Genomic DNA, 22,146 nt, shown 5'->3' with positions numbered 1-22,146 from the left:
AGGTGGAGGAAAAGTCCCGACTTTCGGGTCCTCCTGTGTGGGGTGCTCAAAACCGCTGCTTCAGAAGAACAAGGTCTTGCAACCTTGCGTACTGCCTGAACTACGAACTGCATAAACACAACAACAGGATCAACACTACAGGAGATTCCCGGAGCCGATTACCACCGCGGCTGCCGGGGCGCCAACCGCGCCTCATTTGGGACCCTCCGCCGGGATGTCGGCACAACTAGAATGGCGGCATGACACCACAGGAGTTGGCCAATCTGGCACACCTCCGGCGGGCCCGGGACCTGATCGACCGCGACTACGCCCGGCCTCTCGATGTGCCCACCATGGCCGCTGGTGCCCTCATGTCCCCGGCGCATTTTTCCCGCCAGTTCAAGGCGGCCTACGGCGAGACGCCCTACAGCTACCTGATGACCCGGCGGATCGAACGCGCCATGGCGTTGCTGCGGGCCGGCGCCAGCGTGACGGATGCCTGCATGGAGGTCGGCTGTACCTCGTTGGGGTCGTTCAGCTCACGGTTCGCCGAGATCGTCGGCATTCCGCCCAGCGAGTACCGGTCCCGGCAGCACGACGCGGTGAAGGCCATGCCGTCGTGCATTGCCCGGCTGCGCACCCGGCCCGAGCGCAAGCCGAGCAGGATTGAAGAAGCGCCCCCGCAGCCGCTGCAATAGCGTGGGAGATATGAACATTTCACTGCAGTATTCACAAATCACCGTCAATGACCTCGACGAGTCGCTCGCGTTCTACCGGGACGTGCTCGGCCTGGAGGTGCGCAACGACGTCGGCTCGGACGGGCAGCGTTGGGTCACCCTCGGCAGCAAGGCCCAGCCGGATCTGGAGCTGGTGCTGTCCGTGCCGCACGCGGGCCGCTCCCAGGACGACGGCGACGCCCTCCAGCAGCTGCTCGTCAAGGGCGCCCTCCCTATCCTCCTGTTCCGCACCGACGATCTTGACGCCACGTTCGAGGCGGTCCGGGCCACCGGCGCGGAGGTCCTCCAGGAACCCATCGTCCAGCCGTGGGGCCCGCGTGACTGCGCCTTCCGCGACCCTTCCGGCAACATGGTCCGGTTCAACCAGGCCTGAGCGGCTCGAAAACACGAACGACGCCGGGGATGTCGCCGCGGGCGCCTCAAAGGGGGCAGCTGAGACACCCTCGGCGCGGCCTTTCGGCACGGGCCCGTGGTTGCTACGCTTGCTACGGAGGCAGCCATGACAACCATCCCGCACCGCGAACTGCGCAACCAGAGCAGCAAGATTCTGGAGCGCGTGAAAAACGGTGAAACCATCGATGTCACCAACAACGGCGAGATAGCCGCCACGCTGATCCCTCCATCCACTTCCCCGTTTGAACGGCTGCTTCTGGCGGGACAGGTCCGGCAGTCGGCCGGCGTCGTGGACTTCCAAGCACTGCCGCGCGTCCGGCAGGACCAAGGCACGGCGGAAATCCTGGCCGACCTCCGCGGTGACCGTTGATCATCTACGTGGACACTTCGGCTGCCCTCAAGCTGGTGGTTGAGGAGAAGGAATCCCCCGCCACGGCCACGTACGTCTCCACCGCGGTGGGCCGCGGCGACAAGCTGGTGGCGTCCATGCTGCTCTACACGGAACTTCATTGCGCAGCGCACCGGCGCGGATTCCCCGGCGAGCTGGTGAATTCCGTGCTGGGTGGAATCAATTTGGTGGATCTGACGCGCTCGGACCTGATGTACGCGGCCGCGTTGCCAGGGGGTTTGCGGAGCGCGGATGCCATCCACCTCGCGGCGGCCATCCGCCTGCAGACCGACGTCCTGGTTGCCTACGACGCCGAACTGCTGGCCGCAGCAGTCGACGCCGGGCTCAACGTCTCGTCCCCGGGCAGCGTGGAATGATTGTCCCCCGAGCAGAACGCCGTGAGATCAATCAGTTGAGGGCGTAGTCCACAATGGAGGCGTCGATGCCCTCCGGAGCGAAGACCTTCCGGACCACCAGCCGGGTGAGACCGTCAATGGCGGCGCGGTCACCCTCGGCCCCCGCAAGTACTTCAAGGCCGTCGGCGATGCGGTCCACCACGTCCCGGAGAACCCTGGCGCGCACCTGTTCCGCGAAGACCGGGATAGTGCCGATCACTCCCCCAAGAACCAGCCTGTTCGGATTGACCGTTGTGACGGTCGCGGCGAGGGCTCCGCCAAGGACGTCGGCTGCGGAGCGCAGGACGGCTTCGACCGTCTGGTCCCCCAGAAGGGCGGCGCGGACCACATCGTTCATGGAGGCAACTCCTTGGCCGCTGAGCCTATCCATGATGGCTGCTCCGGAACTGAAGGTGGCCAGGCACCCGCGGCGTCCGCAACGGCAGACCGGTCCGTCCGAGGCGACGAGGATGTGGCCGATGTCGCCGGCTGCGCCGTGCGCGCCCTGGAGAATTGATCCGTCCACCACCACGCCGCACCCAACGCCGGTGGCGACCTTCACGTAGACGATCGTTTCGTCGTCGGCGCCGCATTCGCCCAGGGCGCCGGCCCTGGCATCGTTTTCCACGATCAGCGGCACCTGCCAGACCCGCGAAATGGCGGCCACCACAGCGCCCGGCTCCCATTCAGGAATCGTCGTCGGGTGGACCACGCGGCCCGTTCCGGCCTCCACCGGGGCCGGCAGGCTGAACCCCACGCCCACGAGGCTTTCCTCCGCGCCCTCCGCACCCTCCGCCAGCAGCTCCGCCCCGAGCCGGATCAGCGGCTCGAGGACGGCCGCCGACGGTGCATCAATGCGGGACTGCAGCGTCCGCGAGCGCAGGTGCCGTCCGGCGATGTCCGTGACGGCGACCGTGGCGTGCGTCTGGCCGAGGGCGAAGGCCAGAACAACACGGCCGCGGTCATCGAAACGAATCTTGCGTGAACGCCGCCCGCCGGTGGCTTCCAGGGATTCGGCCTCGTAAATGAACTTGCGCCGCATCAGCGTGTCCAGCCGCTCGTACAAGGTGGCACGGGACATCCCGGTGCTGGCCAGGAGCTGCTGACGGGACATTCCGCCGGTTGACCGGATCAGGTCCAGGAGGTGGCCGTGGGAGGCGGCCCCGCTGAGCTTAGCCGGTACGCGTTCGGCTGACATGGACCCTCCTGTTTCGGATTGCCATCCTACCGGAGGCCGCCGTCGGGGCTGCCGCCGATCCATTCCAGGGCGGCCGCGGCGGTCCAGGCCTGGTTCAGGCTGCCCAGCGGTTCGCCCGTGAACGGCTCGTAGTATTCGCCGAACTGCAGGTCCGCGAGCTGGTGCAGGGAGGCGGACCGGAGCGTTTCGTACAGCTCGTTCTGTCCGTCCCGGTGGCAGGCCCAGCCGAGCAGGAGGTTCAGGAAGGGCCAGACCGGTCCGCGCCAGTAAGTGCGGGGGCGGAACGCCGGGCTGGACGGGGAGGTCGACGGCGGCAGCGGGAACCGCAGTCCGGGGCAGCCCATCCAGTCCGGGCCCACCAGGATGTTCCGCTGCGCTGCAAGCACGCTGTCAGGGCCGCCGGCCACCAGCGGGGCGAAGCCGGAGACAGTGTCGGTGGAAATCCATTCCCGGGCCAGGACGTCGTAGTCCCGGGCCAGGCCGGTGCCGGGATCGATGGTGGCGGCCACGCCGTCGCGGAAACGGCGGCCGAACCCGCGCAGTTCCTCGGCGTCGGCGCTGCGCCCGATGTCCTCGGCCAGGCCGGCCAGGACATCGCTCGAGGCTGCCATGATCCCGGAAAAGAACACGTCCCGCACGCGGAAGTCCACAATGTCCTGGATGGCTTTGTCGTCGTAGCCGACGGAGGCCATCTGCTGGACGAGCCACAGGTACTTGGTGTATTCGGCGTTGTCCGGGCGTTCACTGGCGTCGGCCACGTGCAGGGTGTCCCGGCGGGTGAAGACGGGTACGGCGCCGGGCTGGACCCGGGCGTAGGGGCCGTCCCACCGCGGGGAATTGTCGAAGCCGGACTCCCAGCCGTGGTGGATCTCGATCAGCCCGACTTTGTCGGGGTCCCGGACAGTTGCCAGCCACCGGTGCCACGCGAGCCAGCCGTCGAAGGACTCGCGCAGGAAGGACTCGGCCGCGTCCTGGTCGGCGCCGCCGTTCTCACGCCCGCGGTCCACAATGTGGCGAAGCGCAATGGCGTGGACCGGAGGCTGGCAGATGCCGCTGCTCTTCACGCCTGCCGGCCGGGCGGCGGCCGCTTCCGTGCCCCAGCGGTCGAAGCCGGGGAAGTAGTCGGTGCTGTTCTCGCTGAAGACGATGTGCGGGATCATTCCGGTGGACCACTGGGCGGCGAGCAGGGTGCGGAGTTCGGTGATGGCCCGCGGGACATTGACCCGTGCCAGCCCGATGGCCACGAATGCCGCGTCCCAGCTCCACATGTGGGGGTAGAGGTTGGGCGCCGCGGTGGTCATGGTGCCCAGGTCGTTGAGCTTCAGGACGTCCTCGGCCGCTTTCTGAAGGTCGTCGATGCTGACGTGGGGAGCGGTGTTCATTTGGCCTCCAGTGCCATTGACGTTGCGCCGTCATAGAAGCGCATGGTGTGCGGGGAAAAGGTCAGCCAGATGGTGTGGTGCGGCTCGGTCCTGAACGTCGGCGGGGCCTGGACCTTGATGCTCTGGCCGTCGACGTCCACGGTGAGCAGCACGGTGGAGCCCATGGGTTCCACCACCAGCACGGTGGCGGGGATGTCGCCGGAGGACCTGGTGGAGTCCACCGAAACGTTCTCTGCCCGGACGCCAAGGACGACGTCGTTGTTGGCGAAGGACCGCAGGATCGAAGGGGCACGGAGCCGCTGTTCCCCCAAAAGGAGCGTGTCGCCGTCGTCGGACACGGCCGCGTTGATGAAGTTCATGGGAGGCGATCCGATGAAACCGCCGACGAACCGGTCGGCGGGTGCGTCGTAGACGTCCAGGGGGTTCCCGAGCTGGGCGATGCTGCCCTTGCGCATCACTGCCACCTGGTCGCCCAGGGAGAGGGCCTCGCTTTGGTCGTGCGTGACGTACACGGTGGTGGTGCCGAGGTCCTGGACGATCTTCTTGAGTTCGGAGCGGAACGTCAGGCGCAGCAGGGCGTCCAGGTTGGAGAGCGGCTCGTCCATCAGGAGCACGTCGGCGTCCATCACGATGGCGCGTGCCACCGCCACGCGCTGGCGCTGGCCGCCGGAGAGCTGGGCCGGGAGCCGGTCCAGGTACGGGCTGAGCTGGAGCAGGTCCGCGGCCCACGCGACTTTCCGCGCGATCTCCTCGGGCGCTTTTTTCGCCATGAGCAGCCCGAAGCCGATGTTGTACCGGACGTTCCGGTGCGGGAACACGGCGTAGGACTGGAAGACCATGGACATGTTGCGTTTGTTGGGCGGCAGGTAGGTGACGTCGCGGCCGCCCACCGAGATGGAGCCGGAGTCCGGGAATTCCAGCCCGGCCAGCATCCGCAGCAGGGTGGTCTTGCCGCAGCCGGAGGGGCCGAGCAGGACGGTGAAGTCGCCGTCGCTGATGTTCAGGGAGACGTCGTCGGTGGCGCGCTCCTTACCTCCGGGATAGGTCTTTACAAGGTGTGAGATGGCGATGTCGGCCATGGTCGTTTCCTTTTTGCAGATGGTGCGGGGAAGTTTTGGGGGCACGGCTCAGCGGATCGTTGAGCCCCACATGTTCGTCAGGTACCGGCGCATCAGCGCAATGAAGATGATCGACGGGATGACCATGGCGAAGCCGCCCGCGAAGCGGTACGCCAGCGGGGAGTCGGACAGCGAGGTCAGGACCTGCGCCGGGAGGGTGCGGTGGTCCAGCGTCAGGATGGAGGCGCCCAGGACCTCGTTCCAGGACATCACGAAGGTGAAGATGGACGCGGCGGCCAGGCCGGGAAGCGCCATGGGCATGACCACCCGGATGAACGCGCCGCACGGGGTGCAGCCGAAGATCCGGGCTGCCTCCTCCAGGTCCACCGGGACGTTCAGGAACACGCTCGCCGAAATCAGGATGGTGGTGGGCAGCGCCAGCGAGGTGTGCAGCAGGATCACGCCGTACGTTGTGTCGTAGATGCCGGCGGTGAGGAAGAGCCGGGCCAGCGGAACCGAGAGCACCACGATGGGCAGGGCCCGGGTGAACAGCAGGAACAGCTGGTAGGGATCCTTGCCGGGGAAGGCGAACCGGGCGAGCGCGTAGCCGCCCGGAACACCGATCAGGGCCGAAAGCAGCAACGTCCCGACGCCGACGATCAGCGAGTTGCCCAGGGCACCGAAGATGCCCGTGGAGGAGAGGAACCCGCCGAGCGTCTCGAAGGAGATGTTCGTCGGCAGCAGGCTGAGCGGGAACTGGTTCAGGGATTCCCGCGTGGAAAGCGCCGCCAGGGAGATCAGGTAGATCGGCGCCAGCATGAACAACGAGATGGCGACGCAGGCGACCTGGAGGTAGATCCGGTTGCGCTTCTGCCGTTGGAGGGGTGCGGTGTCAACTGTGGCTGTGCTCATCGTGTACTTCCCTGCCCTTTCTCGCGGAGTGCCCGCAGGTAGAAGACCGAGGTCAGCATCGACGCCACCAGGATGACGAGTGCCAGGGCCGCGGCCACGTTCGGGTTCTGCAGGCCGGTGTACCAGCGGTAGGTTTCGCCGACGACGAGGGGGAAGTTCTGCCCGGTCAGCGCCTGGGCCACGGCGAAGGTCTGGAAGGCCAGGATGGTCCGGAGGATCAGCGCCACCTGGAGGCTGGGTTTCAGCAGGGGAAGGGTGACGTGGCGCAGGCGCTGCCAGAATCCGGCGCCGAACACCTGCGCCGCCTCGTCGTAGTCCTTGGGGACGCCCTGGAGGCCGGCGACGACGATGACCAGTACCAGCGACGTCGACCTCCACACTTCAGCGACGAGGACGCAGATGAACATGGTGGTCTGGTTGTCGTAGGCCAGCCACGAGATGCCGTGGATGCCCAGGCCGCTGAGGAAGGAGTTGAGGTAGCCGCGGTCGTTGAAGATGGACAGCCAGACAAGGCCTGCGGCGAGGTCGCTCAGGGCCAGGGGTATGGCCCAGACAAAGAAGTGGACTTTATGCAGCCGCGGGCTGGAGCGCAGCAGCAGGGCCATGCCGATGGCGAAGCCGAACTGCAGCGGGATCATCACGAGGATCAGCAGGCCGGTGTTGCGGACCGCCGGCCAGAAGTAGGGGTCCTGGACCATGCGGTTGACGAAGTCCAAGGTGAATCCCCCGCCGTCCTGGAACGCCTGGAGGACGCCCTGGATGACGGGCCACCCCAGCAGCAGGGCCATGAACACGATGGACGGTGCGATCAGCCAGAGGGCCGGGGACATCCGGCGCCGCCGGGGCACCACCCGGACGGCCTGCGTGACCGGCGGAGAATCGATCGTCATTACGCTACCTCGCATTTCGAGCCGGTGGAGACGGGATCAGGAGCCCAGCACGGGACGTTCAACGCCTTCATGATGGTGTTCAGCTGGGTTGCCTGGCGGTCCAGGACGGGCTGCACGCCGGAGCCGTCCAGGCAGATTTCCTGGAAGCAGTTCTTGAAGATCTGCGAGACTTCGCCTTCCTTGGCGCCAAGGCCGACGGGCGGCAGGGCCAGGAGCGCCCCGGCGGAGCGCTGCTGGCGCTTGACCGCGGCCGCCTCGAGCGCGATCGCGCCGGAGAGGTCTGTCGGGAGCTCTGTTTGCACCACGGGGAAAAACGCGTTGCTGCGCAGGGTTTCCACCTGAACCAGCGGCTCGGTGAGGGCCCGGATGGCCTGCTCGGCCCGGGCACGTTCCTTCCCGCCTGTGGGTAGAGCCAGGCCGGCGACGATCAGCATGTAGCCGCGCCCCTTGGGTCCGCGTGGCGCGGGGACCATCAGCCAGTCCTCGGGCTTGGTGGCCGGGGCGCCGACCAGCCGGGCCACGTGGTCCCAGGCCACCAGCACTTCCCCGCTGGTCAGCGGTTCCTGCATGGCGTTGTAGTTGGTGGACGCCGGGGCCATGGTGTCCCAGAGGTCCTTCATGTAGTTCCAGGCGGTGACGGCGTCGGGGTTGCGGAACGTGGTGATCTGTCCCCCGGTGAAGCTGGGAAGCAGGAAGCCCTGGTAGAAGCGGTGGTGCAGGCCCTTGGGCCCGGCGGGCATGCCGAAGACCGGACGCCCGGCGCCTTTCTTGGCGGCCTTGGCCCACGAAAGGTAGCCCTCGTACGTCAAGTCGTTGACGTCGACCCCGCTGGGCAGCCATTCCAGGGCTTTCTTGTTGATGGCTACGATGTACGTGGCCTGCATCCAGGGGACGTATTTGGTGGCGCCGCCGCCCGCTTTGGCCAAGTCCAGGACTTCTTTGGTGAAGCCACGGTCGGCCAAGTCGCTGACAAGGTGGTCCACGTCCTCGAGGGAACCGGCCAGGGGTGCGAGTTCACCGTGGAGTCCGCCGAGCAGGGCGGTGCGCACGTTGCCGGCGTCGGCCTGGGACTTGACGGTGGAGGCGAAGACTCCCGGATCGACGGAGTTGTACGCCACCGGGACCTTCACGAATTTCTTCAGGACGGCCTCGTAGCGCTGCTTCTCCTCGACCGGGGTGAACTGGGTGGAAAGAAAGCCCACGGTGCCTTCGCCGGCTGTGGCGCCGCTGGTGTCAAAGCCGGCACATGCGGAGAGGAAAGGAAGCGAAAGGGCTGTTCCCAGGCCAGCCATGAGAATGCTGCGCCGCGACGGGCGGCCGTGGAGGGGCGGTGAAAAGTTGTCGTTCATGGACTACTCCAATCAGGCGCGCGCCTCTGCGACACCTTTCGTCTAATAGTGAGACAAAAGATGCAGTGTGTCAAGGAACACATTCGGGGAAAGTTCGACGGCGGCGGGCCCCGCTCGGCGGCGCCCGCACCAGATCGGTCCGGCTGGAGCCGGAGCGGATTCGCCGGGACTGGGACAAGGCGGGAGCCGCGCATTAAGTTATTGACCGCCGTTTGGGGCCGGAGTAATTTACCCAGTAGCCGGGCTGTAACCCGTTGAGTCCACGGCGAACCCCGTTTCTGAAACACACCAAGGCAAACCGCGCGACGATGCTGGGTTGCCAAGGTGCATCCGGTCTCCGCCGCTGTGGAAGCCTGCGGCACAGGCTTTTGCCCTCCAAGATGCAGGGCCCCATCGGCTGCTAAAACCAATCACCCGGCACGACCCCCGGCGGCCGCGCCCAGTTGCCCGGGCATGCCCGTCTGGGCGAATCGGAGTACACGGTGGACAACAGCTCTTTCCAGGCCCTCCAGGAGCAAGTGCGGGGCCGGGTCATCACGAGCGACCAGGCGGAGTACGACACCGCCCGCGCCGTTTTCAACGGAATGATCGACAAGCGCCCCGCGGCCATTCTGCGCGTGTCGCAGGTCGCGGACGTCATTGCAGGCGTGAATTTCGCGCGTGACACCGGCCTGGACCTGGCGCTGCGCGGCGGCGGCCACAGCGCGCCCGGGTTTGGGACCTGCGACGGCGGCCTCGTCATCGACTTCACCGGCTGCCGGGGCGTGCGCGTGGATCCTGCTAATGGGACAGCACGGGCCGAAGCCGGAGCGACATGGGCGGACTTCAACTACGCCACGTGCGCATTCGGCCTTGCCACCACCGGAGGCATCATTGGATCAACGGGGGTTGCTGGACTAACTCTCGGCGGAGGCATCGGCTACCTCGCCCGCAAGTACGGGCTCTCGTGCGACAACCTGAAATCCGCGGACGTAGTGACCGCCGACGGGAAATTTCTGGTCGCCAGCGACACGCAAAACGAGGACCTCTTCTGGGCGCTGCGCGGCGGAACCGGCAACTTCGGCGTCGTGACGTCCTTTGAGTTCAACCTTCACCCCGTGGATGTTCTCTACGGCGGAGTGATTATCTACCTTCTGGAGCACGCCGACGCGGTGGCACGGCTCTACCGGGATTACATCGCCACCGCACCGGAGGAAATGGGAGTGTTCCTGGGCTTCCACCAGGGACCGCCTGTCCCCTTCCTGCCTGAGGAATATCACGGGAAGCCCGTGGTGGTGCTGGTGGGCGGCTGGGCGGGCCCCCACGACGAAGGGGAGCGTCAATGGCAGCCGTTCCTTGACGTTGCGCCCGTCGCCGGCTCCTTCGTGGGCCCCCTCCCCTACACGGTGCTGAACACCCTCTTCGACCCCACGTACCCCAAGGGCCTGCAGGCCTACTGGAAGTCCGCATTCCTGCCCCGCCTGACCGACGACGTCGTCCGTGTCGCTGAGAAGTTCGGCGTGGCCATTCCGAGCGTCCAGACGGCCAACCACTTCTATCCCATTAACGGTGCCGTTCAGCGGGTCGGGCGGGACGAGACCGCGTTCCCGTACCGCGACGCCGACTTCGCAGTGGACATTGCCTGCCATTGGGAGGATCCGGCCGACAATGAGGCCAATAGGAAGTGGGTGCGCGACTACTATGCCGAGCTCCACCCCCTCGGATCCGGTGCGGGCTACGTGAACTTCCTCGACGCCGACGACCAGTCACACATCGAGGACACCTACGCGGGGAACTACGCCCGCCTCGCCAAAGTCAAGGCCAAGTATGATCCCGGCAACCTCTTCCACATCAACCAAAACATCAAGCCGGCAGGCTGACACTTCGTACAAGCTGGTGTTGGCGGGTTAGGTGCGCCACCGCGCCTCGGCCGCAGTGAAGGATGAGAACGGTTGTCCAGTTCGTGCTTCGCTGTGAAACTGTGAGCATGGCGAACTCTGGTGACGTGACCTGGCAGCTGGATGGCATCACCATGGAGGGGACGGTTGTCCGGCCCGACGGCGACGGCCCGTTCCCGGCGGTGGTCCTCGTCGCAGGCAGCGGCCCTACTGACCGGGATTGGTGTTCGCCGCTGCTTCCCGGCACGAACGGTAGCGGGCGGCTCTTCGCGGAGTCGTTCGCCCGTGCCGGTATCGCATCTCTGCGCTATGACAAGCGGGTGACCGGCCCGCACGCGATGGAGAACGTCCGGAAGCTCATCGGAAAACTCAGCATGCAGTCGCATCTGGATGAGCTGGTCGCGGCCGTTCAGGTGCTCGCCGGGTTGGACTACATTGACTCCTCCAGGATTGCCGGGCTCGGCAACAGCGAGGGAGCCCTCCATGTGCTCCACTACGCCACCAGTGCCCAGGAAATTCCCTTCGTCGGGATCGTGCTCGCTGCCCCACCCGGACGCCCGATACAGGCTGTGCTGCTGTCCCAATTGACGCTTCAGTCCGCCCAGGTCCCTGGTGGGGCCGAGCTGATGCCCAAGGTCGAGGAAGCCGCTGCCCGTTACGCGGCTGGACAGCCGATGAATCCCGATCCTGGCTTGCCGGACAATGTGAAGATGGTGCTCGCGAGCTTCGAGGCTCCGGCGAATCTGCCGCTCGCCCGTGAGCTGTGGGCCGAGTCCACCTGCGACTCGCTCAGGAACGTGCAGATCCCCACCCTGGTATTGATCGGCGGGAGAGACGTGCAGATCGACGAACACGCCGACGGGGACCCTCTCCAGGAAACCGCCGCCGGGATGACGAACGTGACGTTCGCATTCCCGCCGCACGCGAATCACGTGTTCAAGGAAGATACCCGCAGCCCGGCCGAAGTGGCCGCGTTACCAGGGAACGGATACAACGAACCGGACACACATCTCGACCCCGAAAGCCTGGAAACGATCCTCGCCTGGCTGGGAGAGGTAATGAATTTAACGGTGTCTCCGCTCTGACGAGCCCCATGGGACGCGTCGTGGCAGGGATACTGCCCTGGCCGCCCTGCAATAAAAAAGGACCCTCGACTTCTCCTCCACAGGATGTCTGTGGTCGCATGTACCTTAGGCATTAGCCCTCAGCACGCACCGCTCAAGGACACGATGGACTACTACGCAATCAGTTCGCTGCGTGAAAACCACGCGGGATGGTCGTTGCTGCGCGCGCAGAATGCCCCGCTGGCAGTCTCCTTCTTCATCAAGGCCTTCACGGGGCCCAACCAGCGAGACATCGGCCGCCAGGAGCTCATCGACCACCTCGACGACGTCCTGTTCGGCCTGCGGGATGCGTTCGGCGAGGACAAGTTCCCCCGCCCGGCGTCGGAATACCTGGACGACTGGGCGGCCCCGGAACGTGCCTGGCTGCGCAAGTACTATGTGCCGGGCCAGGACGAGCCCCGCTATGATCTCACCGCCGCGGCGGAGGACGTGGTGCACTGGGTGGAAAGCCTGCGCGGCCGGGACTTCGTGGCCACCCAGTCGCGGCTGACCAGCATCTTTGCCGTCCTCAAGGCCCTGGTCCAGCAGTCCGAGACGGACCCGGAGGTGCGGCTGGCCGAGCTCCAGCGCCAGCGCGACGGGATCGACGCGGAGATGCAGCGGATCCGGGACGGCAACATCAGGGTCATGACCGCCCCGGAGGCCCTGGACCACTTCCAGCAGCTGACCTCCCTGGCTAAGGACCTGCTCTCCGACTTCCGGGAGGTTGAGCAGAACTTCCGGAAACTGGACCGCCAGGTCCGCGAACAGATCGCCACGTGGGACGGCAGCCAGGGCGAGCTCCTGGAAACCATCTTCGCCAACCAGCAGGACATCAGCAGTTCCCTGCAGGGCCGGACGTTCCAGGGCTTCTGGGACTACCTCATGTCCCCGCAGCTGCGCACCGAACTGAAAGACCTGCTGCAGCGGGCCACCCGCATCGAGGCGCTGTCGGGTGCCGAGAACCTGCACGCCGTCACCAACCTCCACCAGGACTGGCTGCCCGCCGTCGAACAGACCCAGTCCACGGTCCGCCAGCTGTCCCAGCAGATGCGCCGGCTCCTCGATGACAAGGTCTTCCTCGAGAACAAGCGGATCATGCGGCTGATCCGGGGCATCGAAACCGGTGCGCTGGGCACCCGGGACGCGCCGCCGTCGGGGGTCTTCATGGAGATCGCCGCACCGTCCGTGGACGTGGTGCTGCCCTTCGAGCGGCCCCTCTATGAGCCCAGCCGGAAGGTGATGGTGGACGACGACGTCGTCACCGCCGACGACACCGACGTGGACGCCGGCGCCCTGTTCAGCCAGTTCCATGTGGACACGGAACGGCTCAAATCCAGTATCGACGACGTCCTGGCCGGCACCGAACAGGCCACCCTCGCCGAGATCACCGATGCCCATCCGCTGCAGCAGGGCCTCGCCGAGATCGTGGCCTACTACCAGCTTGCCAGCGACTCCGAGTGGGCCAGCATCCACCCCGAAACAACACAACAGCTGTCCTGGTCCCTCCCGGACGGCAGCATCCGCGAAGCAACCATCGACCAGATCATCTTTGTGAGGCCCGCATGAACCCCGCCGAAACCACTGCCCCGCACCCGGCGGAAACCCGGACGCCCGAGGAACTTCCCGGCGTCGTCACCCGGCTGTTCCGCGGTGTGGTGTACGCCGAAGCGGACGAAAAGATCTGGCAGGCCCTGACCGCTCTGGAGTCCCAGGCCCGCGACTACGTGGCCGTGCTGGGGCTGGACCTGATCCTGGACGAATCGGAAGGCTACGCGTTCCTCAGGTCGCGGGAGGACCCGGACGGCACCCTCCCCCGGCTCATCCAGCGGCGCCGGCTGACCTTCGACGTCAGCCTCCTGCTGGCCCTGCTGCGCGGCCGCATGCTCGAGTTTGACACCAATAGCAGCGATCCACGCCTCATCATGACCGAGCAGGAGATCATGGACATGGTGGCCGTGTTCCTGCCCGAATCCAGCAACCAGGCCAGGATCCTGGACAAACTGGGCGCCAACATCAAGAAGGTCGTGGAGCTGGGCTTCCTCCGCCAACTCCGCGGACAGCCCGGGACGTACGAGGTCGCTAGGATCCTGAAGGCCTACGTGGATGCCCAGTGGCTGGAGGAGTTCGACGCGCGGCTGGCGGACTACCGGGCCACCCTGGACGGTTCCCCCGGCCCGGGCGCGGGCACCAGCCCGGAAGAACGTGCCTCGCAGGACATTCACGAACAGGACACCAACGACGGGGAGCTCTCATGACCGCCGATCTGCAGGACAGCCTCTTCAGCCTGGACGAACCCCTCGAGCAAACTACGGACGACGCCGGCACTCCCCCGGGTTACCGGCTGCACCGCCTGGAGCTACTCAACTGGGGCACCTTCCACCAGGGCGTCCGGACCTTCCGGCTGGACGGCGCCAACAGCCTGCTCACCGGCGACATCGGCTCCGGGAAGTCCACTGTGGTGGATGCAATCACCACCTTGCTGCTGCCGGCCAACAAGATCGAGTACAACAAGGCCGCCGGGGCGCAGAAGAAGGAACGCACCCTGATGTCCTATGTGCGGGGGTTCCACAAGAGCACCCGCAGCACCGGCGGCGAGTACTCCAAACCGGTCTCGCTCCGCGGCACGGGCAAGCTCACCGTCGTGCTGGCCGTGTTCCACAACGCAGTGCTGGGCAAGTCGGTCACGCTCGCCATCACCCTCTGGGCGGTGCAGGAGGCCGGCCAGCCCAACCGCTTCTACTCCCTGGCGGAAACGGACCAGTCCATTGCCGGAGCCTTCTCGAACTTCGGCCAGGACCCCGCCAAGCTGAAAAAGAAGCTGAAGGCCGCCGGCGTGGCCGTGCATGACACATTCGAGCCCTACGCGGCGGCGTTCAAACGGCAGTTCGGCATCAGCGGGAACCAGGCCATGGAGCTCTTCCACCGCACGGTCTCCATGAAGCAGGTGGAGAACATCACCCACTTTGTCCGCACCAACATGCTGGACGAGGACGATGTTGCCGCCCGCATCACGAACCTGATCCACCACTTCGACGACCTCAAGAAAGCCCACGGCGCCGTCCTGCGGGCCAAGGACCAGATCGCCCTGCTGGCCCCCATCCGGGAGGGAGCCGCCCGGCACGCCAAGCTCACGGTCGAGGACGAGCTGGCCAGGGCCCAGCGCGACCAGCTGCACCCATGGTTCACCAACCAGCGCCTCATCCTGAGCCTGGAACACGCAGCGGAACTGGAGAGCACCGGGGTCCGGCTGCGGGAGGACAGCGCCTCACTGACCGCCCGGATCTCCGCACTCCGGCACGAGATCCAGGCGGTGGCCGAGGACATCCGCACCAACGGCGGCGGCCGGCTGGCGGCCATCGACGCTGACGTCGCGCGGCTGGGCGCCGAAGCCGGCGTGCAGCGGACCCGCTACCAGAGCTATGCGGCTGCCGCGGCGGAGCTTGGCCTCAGCGCGCCGGAGGACCGGGTGCTGTTCGACGCCAACCGGGACCGGCTGGCCTCTGTCGAGTCCGGGCTGGCTGAGCAGCACACCGAGCTGCAGGAGCGCCGCACCGGGCTGACCGTCCAGCGCAAGGAGCTCACCGAGCGGTCCACATCGATCAAAGCCGAGCTGACCAGCCTCCAGTCCCGGCGCAACCTGCTGCCGCTGCGGCAGCTGGAGATCCGGCGTCGGCTGTGTGAGGGAACCGGCGTGGAGGAGAAGGCGCTCCCCTTCGCCGGGGAGCTGCTGCGCGTCCGCGAGGGCGAGGCCGCCTGGGAAGGCGCGGCGGAACGGACACTGCATGGCTTCGCGCTGTCCCTGCTGGTTCCGTCGGAACACTACGCGGCGGTCAGCAGCTGGGTGGACGCGAACAATCTCCGCGGCCGGCTGGTCTATCTGAAGGTCGGCGACGCGCACTCCCCCAGGGCCGCTGAGCCCGGGACGCTGGCCGCCAAGATCGCGATCAAACAGGGCACGCCGTTCCGCGATTTTCTGCAGGATGAGCTCGTCAGCCGGTTCGACTACGTGTGCTGCGAGTCGCTGGAGGACTTCCGCCGCTTCCCCAAGGCGCTCACCGCCAACGGCCAGCTCAAGGGTGGCCGCGGCAGGCATGAGAAGGATGACCGGAACGAGCTGACGGACCGGCGGAACTACGTGCTGGGCTGGGACAACCAGGACAAGATCAACCGGTTCCTCGCCGAGCTCGACGAGGTCACAGGCCAGCTCCAGGTGGCGGAGACGCAGCTGGCGAAGATCGACGGGCAGCTCGGTGACATCGGTCGCCGGAACCAGCAGCTGGGCACCGTCCGTTCGGTGTCCGATTTCGGCGAGATCAGCTGGGAGCGCACGGCCCGGCGGATCCAGGAGCTCAAGGAGGAGCGCCGGGCGCTGGAATCCGCCAGTGACATCCTGCAGGAGTTGGCGGCCCGGGAAGCCGCCCTGAACGCCGACCTCGACCGGCGGGTCAGCAAGGCGGACAAGATCCGCGAGCGGCTCGGCGCCAACAACAAAGACGCCGAGAACCTGGCGGAGACGATCGAGGAGTGCCGGGCGCTGCTGCAGGAGCAGCCGCTGACGGACGACGCCGGTCTGCTGGCGTCCGTCGCCGGCCTCGCTGCGGCGGCGCCCGGGCAGAAGGTCCTCACCTACAAGAACACGGTGGCGGTGGAGAGCCTGGTGCGGTCCGAGCTGACCAAATCCATTGATGCCCTGTCCAAGCGGCTGGCGACGGCGGAGGCCGCCACGGTACGGCTGATGGCCGACTTCCGCAACAGGTACCCGAACGAGACCACCGAAATCGACGCCTCCCTGGACGCCGCCGGTGACTACGAACGGCTGCTGGACCAGCTGGAGAAGAACGATCTACCCAAGTTCGAGGCGCATTTCAAGGAGTCCCTGAACCAGAACACCATCCACGAGGTGGTGGCGTTCAACGCGTTCCTGGACAGCCGCCGGCAGGACATCGTGAACCGGATCACCGAGATCAACCTGTCCCTGGCCACCATCGAGTACAACCGCGGCCGGCATATCCAGCTGGAACACCAGAACAGCAGCGACCAGGACATCCGCCAGTTCATGGCGGACCTCCGCGCCTGCTCGGAGGGCACCATCGGGGACGACGAGCAGTACTCCGAGCAGAAATACCTGCAGGTGGAAAGCCTGATTGAGCGGTTCCGCGGCAGGGAAGGGCTCACAACCCTGGACGAACGGTGGACCGCGAAGGTCACGGACGTGCGGAACTGGTTCACATTTTCGGCCTCGGAGAAGTGGACAGAGACCGGCGAGGAGTTTGAGCACTTCACCGATTCCGGCGGCAAATCCGGCGGGCAGAAGGAGAAGCTGGCCTACACCATCCTGGCCGCCGCGCTGGCCTTCCAGTTCGGGCTCGGGTCCGGGCAGGGAAGCACCGGCGGCAGCGGCCGGAACGCCGGCAAGGGCCGCAGTTTCCGGTTCGTGGTGATCGACGAGGCCTTCGGCCGCGGTTCGGACGAGTCCGCGCGCTACGGCCTGGAACTGTTCCAGCGGATGAAGCTCCAACTGCTGATCGTCACTCCCCTGCAGAAGATCCATGTGATCGAACCGTTTGTGGCCCACGTCGGCTTCGTGGCCAACACCAACGGCAACGATTCCCAGCTGCGGAACATGACCATCCAGGAGTACCGGGACGAGCGGGACCGCCGTGCCTAAGGGGCGTCCCGAGGGCCCCGAACCGGGCTTGCGAGGTTCGGGAAGGGGCCTCCGCGCCGAGTCGTTACCCGTGCGGGCCCAGGGCTGGACCACCCTGACGATGCTCCGCGCCCAGTCGCAGAAGGCCTGGGACAGCGGGGCGTTGCTGCGCGAAATGCTGGAACCCGGCGGCGTGTATCCGCGCCGCCGTCCGCTGAAACGCCCGACGGCGGCCACCCTCCGTAACGACTACGCTGCGGCCCGGGCGTGGGCCAGTGAGCTGTTTGCTGCCGCCGGGCCGTTCAGCCTGGAGACCGCGGAGGTGGGCCGCACCACCGTTGGGTCCAACCACCTGCCTGCCGCGGCGGTGTTTGCCTCTGCTGATGATGAGATTGCGTTTATTGGTAAGTCGAAGGAGGCTTCCCGGTTCCGTGGGCTCGTCGCAGAGTTGGTAGACCTGGATCCGGCCTTCCGTTCGTGGGCGCTGCGGTGGCCGCGGCGGCTCCTGGAACTCGGCGGCGACGCGCTGACCGCCGCCCGGGTGGCCCTCTGGCTGCGCGACAACCATGAGCCGGGCATTTATGTACGGCAACTCAGCCTGGCCGGGGTCGACACGAAGTTCATCGAGAACCACAGAAAAGTCGTCGAGCAGATGGCCGCGGAGCTGCAGGCCTCCGGGCCAGCTCCCGGTGACGCTGCCGACGACGACGCCGTTCCGGAGGTGCCCGCGGAGCCGGGGTCCCTGCTCGGCGGGACAACGGCCCGGACTGCGGCGGCACGCTTCGCGGCCCGGCACGGCTTTCTCCACCCACCCGAGCTCGTCCGGTTCCGGGCACTGGACCCCGCAATACCGCTGCTGGGCCGGGCACGGGACCTGACGGTCACTGCGGAGGCGTTCAGCACCCTGAACCTGCCCGTCCAAAGGGTGATCATCACCGAGAATCTGGTGAACTTCCTGGCCCTGCCCGAGGCGCCAGGCAGACTGGCCATTTACGGCGGCGGATACGGATTCTCGTCACTTCGGGAGGCCGGCTGGCTGCGCGACTGCGAGGTCAGCTACTGGGGTGACCTGGACACGCACGGCTTCCGGATCCTCGACCAGCTCCGGGCCGTGCACCCGCACGTGGTCAGCGTGCTAATGGACGAAGGAACGCTGCTGGCGCACCGCGATGCGTGGGGCACCGAGCCGGCTCCGTCCCGGGCCGCGCTCGGCCGGCTCACGGCAAAGGAGGCGGCGCTCTATGACGCGTTGGGCAAAGACTCCTTCGGCACATCCGTCAGGCTGGAACAGGAGCTCATCCGCTGGGACTGGGCGCTCACGTTTCTTGACCCGTGAGGTTTTCTTGCCCTGAGAGCGGTTGGCGCACCCCGCCGGGCCAGTCAGTTGAGGGCGTAGTCCACGAGTGAGGCGTCGATGCTCTCCGGGGCGAAGACCTTCCTGACCACCAGCCGGGTGAGACCGTCAATGGCCGCGTGATCGCCCGCCGCGCCCGCGAGAACCTCAAGACCCTTCACCGAATCCATATTGCGTGTTTCGCGCATGGCTCTTGCGCTAAACGCGCAATCGTCTTATGATTTCGATCATGCCCGAAGCCCGGGCGGCTCCCCCTCCCCCGACAACAATGAGGTTGCTGCATGTCTGTCCCAATTAAGGCCACCATGGAGAAAGTCCCTGGCGGCATGATGTTGATTCCCCTGCTTATCGGCGCCCTCCTGGGCACGTTTGCGCCGGATTCCGCCAAATTCTTCGGCTCGTTCACGGGTGCGCTCTTCACCGGCGGCACCACCATCCTCGCCGTGTTCTACGTGTGCATGGGTGCCAGCATCGATATCAAGGCCACCCCTTACATCCTCAAAAAGGGCGGCGTCCTGTTCGGCAGCAAGGTCCTGTTCGCGATCATCATCGGCGTCGTGGCCGGCAGGTTCCTGGGTGAGCTTCCCATCAGCGGCGGACTCCTCACGGGCTTGTCGGTCCTGGCGATCCTGGCTGCCCTCAATGACACCAACGGCGGAATGTACATGGCCCTCATGGGCCAGTACGGCAAGCCCAAGGACGTTGCAGCCTACTCGGTGATGACGCTGGAATCGGGCCCTTTCTTGACGATGGTCACCCTGGGCGTCGCCGGGCTGTCGGCTTTCCCCTGGCAGGCCCTGGTGGGTGCCATCATCCCCCTGCTCCTCGGAGCCATTCTGGGCGCCCTGGACCCCGCGATGCGCAAGTTCCTCTCCTCTGCGGCTCCGGTCCTGATTCCGTTCTTCGCCCTCGCCCTTGGCTTCGGCCTCAACCTCGGACAGGTGCTCAATGCCGGACTGCTGGGAGTTGGTCTTGGCCTGTTCGTGCTGATCGCCGGCGGCACTGTGCTGTTCTTCGCAGACAAGGCAACCGGAGGCTCCGGCATCGCCGGGCTGGCGGCCGCCACAACCGCAGGCAACGCCGCCACCGTGCCGATGCTGGTAGCGGCAGCCAACCCCGCCTATCTGCCCGCGGCCGGACCCGCCACCGTACTGGTTGCCGCTTCCGTAGTGGTTACCGCCATCGGCTGCCCTCTGATGGTTGCTTGGTACGCCAAGCGCCTGAAGGCCAAGGAGGTCGCGGCATCACCCGAGCTCTCGCACGCCGTATGAACACCCACGCCGCCACGCGCTGGGCGATCATCGCCGACGACCTGACGGGAGCTGCAGATGCGGCCGCCGCCTACGGCCCCACCCACAGCAGTTCCGTCATCCTCGACGTCGACTGCGACTGGCCCGACGCCGAGATCCTTTCCATCAATACGGAGAGCCGCTACCTGCCCGTGGAGGAAGCCGCCTCGGCCGTCACGTCCGCCGTCGGACGCTCCTTGGAGCAGCGCCGCCGGATCTTCAAGAAGATTGACTCGCTGCTCCGGGGCAACGTGGGTGTGGAAGTCGCGGCAAGCTTGGCGAGGCTCAGCCAGGGCCGCGACAAGGGTCTGGCCATTGTGGCTCCGGCTTTTCCCGCCACGGGAAGGACCACCCGGGGCGGCGTCGTCCACGTCAACGGCGATCAGAACGTTGACGGAAACTTCGGCGGCGACGTCGCCCGCGCACTTGCCGCCGGCAGTCTCTCCGTCCACGTCGTTGCCGGAGATTCCGCGCGCACGCCGGAGGAGCTGGCGTCGCACCTGCGGGACGTGCAGGAGCGCGGAATTGACGCCGTCGTATTGGACGCAGGCAGCGATCATGACCTCAAGTGCATCGCTGCCACCGCGGAGCTGCTGGACTTCCCGGCGCTCCTGGTGGGCTCGGGAGGGCTGGCGGGACACATCGCCGCCGGCGGTGAAGGAACCCGGGCCCGCGACGCACAGGTGCCACGGGTCAGCCGGACGTTGACCGTGATTGGCAGCTACTCCGGCCTCGCGCGGCAGCAAACCGATGCCCTGGTCGAGGCCGGCGCTGAACACATCACGCTGGACCACGCCACCCTGGACGATTCAGCGGTCCCGCGGCGCGTCGCCCAGGCGATGGCCCGGACGGACGTGGTGCTGACGCCGGACCCGATGGGCATCGTCGATAAGTCGCAGGCCCTCGTCGTGGCAGCGGCTCTGGCGCGAGCCACGGCTGCGGGCATCGGGCACTGTGATGCCCTCGTCCTCACGGGCGGGGAGACGGCGACGGCGGTCCTGAAGGCCCTCGGCGTCGGCAACTTCACCGTCCTGGGCGAAATTGAACCCGGCGTCGTCATGAGCGTGCTGCCCGAGCCCCTCCCATTGCTGGTCACGAAGGCCGGCGCCTTCGGGGACGCCGGAACACTGGCCCGAACCAAACAATTTCTCACTGGCACAACGACTGAAATGAGTATCAAATAATGGGACGCCCGATTGTTGCGATCACCATGGGCGATGCAGCTGGCATTGGCCCGGAAATCATCGTCAAAGCCCTGGCTAACGCGGAACTCCGGTCAAAAGCCCGCATGCTCGTCATCGGGGACCTTCGCCGTCTGCAGCTCGCCGCCGACATCGTCTCCAGCCCGCTGAACCTGCGTAAGGTTTCGGAACCGTCCGAGGCCCTGTTCGACGAGGGCACCATCGACGTACTCGACATCGACTGCATCCCGGTGGATCTCGCCTGGGGTGAACTTTCCGCCGCGGCCGGGCATGGTTCGTACCTGTTCATTGAGAAGGCCGTTGCCCTGGCAATGGACCGCCAGGTGGATGCCATCTGCACGGGGCCTCTGAACAAAGCCGCCCTGCACGCAGCCGGACACAAGTACCCCGGCCACACCGAACTCCTCGCCGAACTGACCGGCACCGAGGAAGTCTCCATGATGCTGACCGCCCCGAAGATGCGGGTCATCCACGTCACCACCCACATCGGCCTTATCGATGCGATCGCCAAGATCAACGGTGACCTGGTCTACCGGACCATCAAACGCGGCTACGAACTGCTGCGCGCCTCGGGGATCGAAAACCCGCGGATCGCCGTGTGCGCCATCAACCCCCACGCAGGCGAAAACGGACTGTTCGGCTATGGCGAAGAGGCGGAGAAGATCCAACCGGGCATCGAGAAGGCCCAGGCTGAGGGTATCGACGCCTTCGGCCCGCTCCCGGCCGACACCCTGTTCTTCCTTGCTGGCCGTGGCGACTTCGACCTGGTGGTGGCCCAGTACCACGACCAAGGCCACGGCCCGGTCAAGGTCCTCGGCCTGGAGAACGGTGTGAACATCACCGTCGGCCTCCCCGTGGTACGCACCTCCGTTGACCACGGCACGGCCTTCGACATCGCGGGCAATAACATCGCGGACCACGAATCGCTTCTGGAAGCATTGCGGCAGGCAGTGGACTTGGCGCCGACGCGCGACGAAGCTTCATAGGGAA

General features: G+C 66.4%; 20 protein-coding genes. 13 read left to right on the top strand and 7 right to left on the bottom strand.

Features of this window, described 5'->3' with window-relative positions; translation table 11 throughout:
• Positions 1 to 239 precede the first annotated feature (239 nt).
• The 4 genes from AC1DCZ_RS16560 (at position 240) to AC1DCZ_RS16545 (ending at position 1,874) form a co-directional block, all read left to right on the top strand.
• A complete protein-coding gene (locus tag AC1DCZ_RS16560; RefSeq protein WP_476894516.1) occupies positions 240 to 677 on the top strand; it encodes a helix-turn-helix transcriptional regulator in 438 nt (145 codons plus the stop codon).
• A 10-nt stretch (positions 678 to 687) separates the two neighbouring features.
• Entirely contained in the window at positions 688 to 1,089 is a 402-nt protein-coding gene (locus AC1DCZ_RS16555) for a VOC family protein (RefSeq protein ID WP_476975564.1), read from the top strand.
• Positions 1,090 to 1,215: 126 nt separating this feature from the next.
• Positions 1,216 to 1,479, top strand: a complete 264-nt coding sequence (locus AC1DCZ_RS16550) for a type II toxin-antitoxin system Phd/YefM family antitoxin (protein WP_476975563.1) — start codon at positions 1,216 to 1,218, stop codon at positions 1,477 to 1,479.
• An 8-nt stretch (positions 1,480 to 1,487) separates the two neighbouring features.
• A complete protein-coding gene (locus AC1DCZ_RS16545; RefSeq protein ID WP_476975562.1) occupies positions 1,488 to 1,874 on the top strand; it encodes a type II toxin-antitoxin system VapC family toxin in 387 nt (128 codons plus the stop codon).
• Between the two features lie 31 nt (positions 1,875 to 1,905).
• Here AC1DCZ_RS16545 and AC1DCZ_RS16540 read toward each other — a convergent pair whose 3' ends face one another.
• Genes AC1DCZ_RS16540 through AC1DCZ_RS16515 form a run of 6 tightly spaced genes read right to left on the bottom strand, consistent with a single transcriptional unit; the run spans position 1,906 to position 8,681 of the window.
• Entirely contained in the window at positions 1,906 to 3,090 is a 1,185-nt protein-coding gene (locus AC1DCZ_RS16540) for an ROK family protein (RefSeq protein WP_476975561.1), read from the bottom strand.
• Positions 3,091 to 3,116: 26 nt separating this feature from the next.
• Positions 3,117 to 4,472, bottom strand: coding sequence for a glucosylglycerate hydrolase (gene ggh / locus AC1DCZ_RS16535; RefSeq protein ID WP_476975560.1), 1,356 nt, complete (start codon positions 4,470 to 4,472; stop codon positions 3,117 to 3,119).
• Positions 4,469 to 5,551 carry an ABC transporter ATP-binding protein gene (locus AC1DCZ_RS16530; RefSeq protein WP_476975559.1) on the bottom strand — a complete coding sequence of 361 codons (1,083 nt, stop codon included), beginning with the start codon at positions 5,549 to 5,551 and terminating at the stop codon, positions 4,469 to 4,471. The genes ggh and AC1DCZ_RS16530 overlap by 4 nt, the downstream gene beginning before the upstream one ends.
• Positions 5,552 to 5,599: 48 nt before the next feature.
• The gene (locus tag AC1DCZ_RS16525) at positions 5,600 to 6,442 is read right to left on the bottom strand and encodes a carbohydrate ABC transporter permease (RefSeq protein WP_476975558.1); all 843 of its coding nucleotides are present in this window, start codon (positions 6,440 to 6,442) and stop codon (positions 5,600 to 5,602) included.
• Positions 6,439 to 7,332, bottom strand: coding sequence for a carbohydrate ABC transporter permease (locus AC1DCZ_RS16520; protein WP_476975557.1), 894 nt, complete (start codon positions 7,330 to 7,332; stop codon positions 6,439 to 6,441). The genes AC1DCZ_RS16525 and AC1DCZ_RS16520 overlap by 4 nt, the downstream gene beginning before the upstream one ends.
• A complete protein-coding gene (locus AC1DCZ_RS16515; RefSeq protein ID WP_476975556.1) occupies positions 7,332 to 8,681 on the bottom strand; it encodes an ABC transporter substrate-binding protein in 1,350 nt (449 codons plus the stop codon). Before AC1DCZ_RS16515 ends, AC1DCZ_RS16520 begins: the two co-directional genes overlap by 1 nt.
• A 482-nt stretch (positions 8,682 to 9,163) precedes the next feature.
• Here AC1DCZ_RS16515 and AC1DCZ_RS16510 point away from each other — a divergent pair, with 482 nt between their 5' ends.
• The 6 genes from AC1DCZ_RS16510 (at position 9,164) to AC1DCZ_RS16485 (ending at position 18,647) form a co-directional block, all read left to right on the top strand.
• Positions 9,164 to 10,540, top strand: coding sequence for an FAD-binding oxidoreductase (locus AC1DCZ_RS16510; RefSeq protein WP_476975555.1), 1,377 nt, complete (start codon positions 9,164 to 9,166; stop codon positions 10,538 to 10,540).
• A 107-nt stretch (positions 10,541 to 10,647) separates the two neighbouring features.
• Entirely contained in the window at positions 10,648 to 11,643 is a 996-nt protein-coding gene (locus AC1DCZ_RS16505) for an alpha/beta hydrolase family protein (RefSeq protein ID WP_476975554.1), read from the top strand.
• Positions 11,644 to 11,787: 144 nt separating this feature from the next.
• On the top strand, positions 11,788 to 13,230 hold the full coding sequence (locus AC1DCZ_RS16500) for a DUF3375 domain-containing protein (RefSeq protein ID WP_476975553.1): 1,443 nt from the start codon (positions 11,788 to 11,790) through the stop codon (positions 13,228 to 13,230).
• A complete protein-coding gene (locus tag AC1DCZ_RS16495; protein WP_476975552.1) occupies positions 13,227 to 13,919 on the top strand; it encodes a DUF4194 domain-containing protein in 693 nt (230 codons plus the stop codon). Before AC1DCZ_RS16500 ends, AC1DCZ_RS16495 begins: the two co-directional genes overlap by 4 nt.
• The gene (locus AC1DCZ_RS16490; protein WP_476975551.1) at positions 13,916 to 17,332 is read left to right on the top strand and encodes an ATP-binding protein; all 3,417 of its coding nucleotides are present in this window, start codon (positions 13,916 to 13,918) and stop codon (positions 17,330 to 17,332) included. Before AC1DCZ_RS16495 ends, AC1DCZ_RS16490 begins: the two co-directional genes overlap by 4 nt.
• 70 nt (positions 17,333 to 17,402) lie before the next feature.
• Positions 17,403 to 18,647 carry a Wadjet anti-phage system protein JetD domain-containing protein gene (locus AC1DCZ_RS16485; protein WP_476975550.1) on the top strand — a complete coding sequence of 415 codons (1,245 nt, stop codon included), beginning with the start codon at positions 17,403 to 17,405 and terminating at the stop codon, positions 18,645 to 18,647.
• 44 nt (positions 18,648 to 18,691) lie between these two features.
• On the opposite strand, the gene AC1DCZ_RS16480 is transcribed toward AC1DCZ_RS16485, so the two are convergent.
• Positions 18,692 to 18,853 carry a hypothetical protein gene (locus AC1DCZ_RS16480; RefSeq protein WP_476975549.1) on the bottom strand — a complete coding sequence of 54 codons (162 nt, stop codon included), beginning with the start codon at positions 18,851 to 18,853 and terminating at the stop codon, positions 18,692 to 18,694.
• A 93-nt stretch (positions 18,854 to 18,946) separates the two neighbouring features.
• Here AC1DCZ_RS16480 and AC1DCZ_RS16475 point away from each other — a divergent pair, with 93 nt between their 5' ends.
• From AC1DCZ_RS16475 to pdxA, 3 genes are read left to right on the top strand one after another with little or no spacing between them, the layout of a single operon-like run.
• The gene (locus tag AC1DCZ_RS16475; RefSeq protein WP_476975548.1) at positions 18,947 to 19,936 is read left to right on the top strand and encodes a 2-keto-3-deoxygluconate permease; all 990 of its coding nucleotides are present in this window, start codon (positions 18,947 to 18,949) and stop codon (positions 19,934 to 19,936) included.
• The gene (locus tag AC1DCZ_RS16470) at positions 19,933 to 21,138 is read left to right on the top strand and encodes a four-carbon acid sugar kinase family protein (RefSeq protein WP_476975547.1); all 1,206 of its coding nucleotides are present in this window, start codon (positions 19,933 to 19,935) and stop codon (positions 21,136 to 21,138) included. Before AC1DCZ_RS16475 ends, AC1DCZ_RS16470 begins: the two co-directional genes overlap by 4 nt.
• Entirely contained in the window at positions 21,138 to 22,142 is a 1,005-nt protein-coding gene (pdxA, locus tag AC1DCZ_RS16465; protein WP_476975546.1) for a 4-hydroxythreonine-4-phosphate dehydrogenase PdxA, read from the top strand. The genes AC1DCZ_RS16470 and pdxA overlap by 1 nt, the downstream gene beginning before the upstream one ends.
• Positions 22,143 to 22,146 lie beyond the last annotated feature (4 nt).

It is taken from the genome of Arthrobacter sp. 10N418 (assembly GCF_056394725.1).
This window is presented reverse-complemented; position numbering and strand designations above follow the sequence as displayed.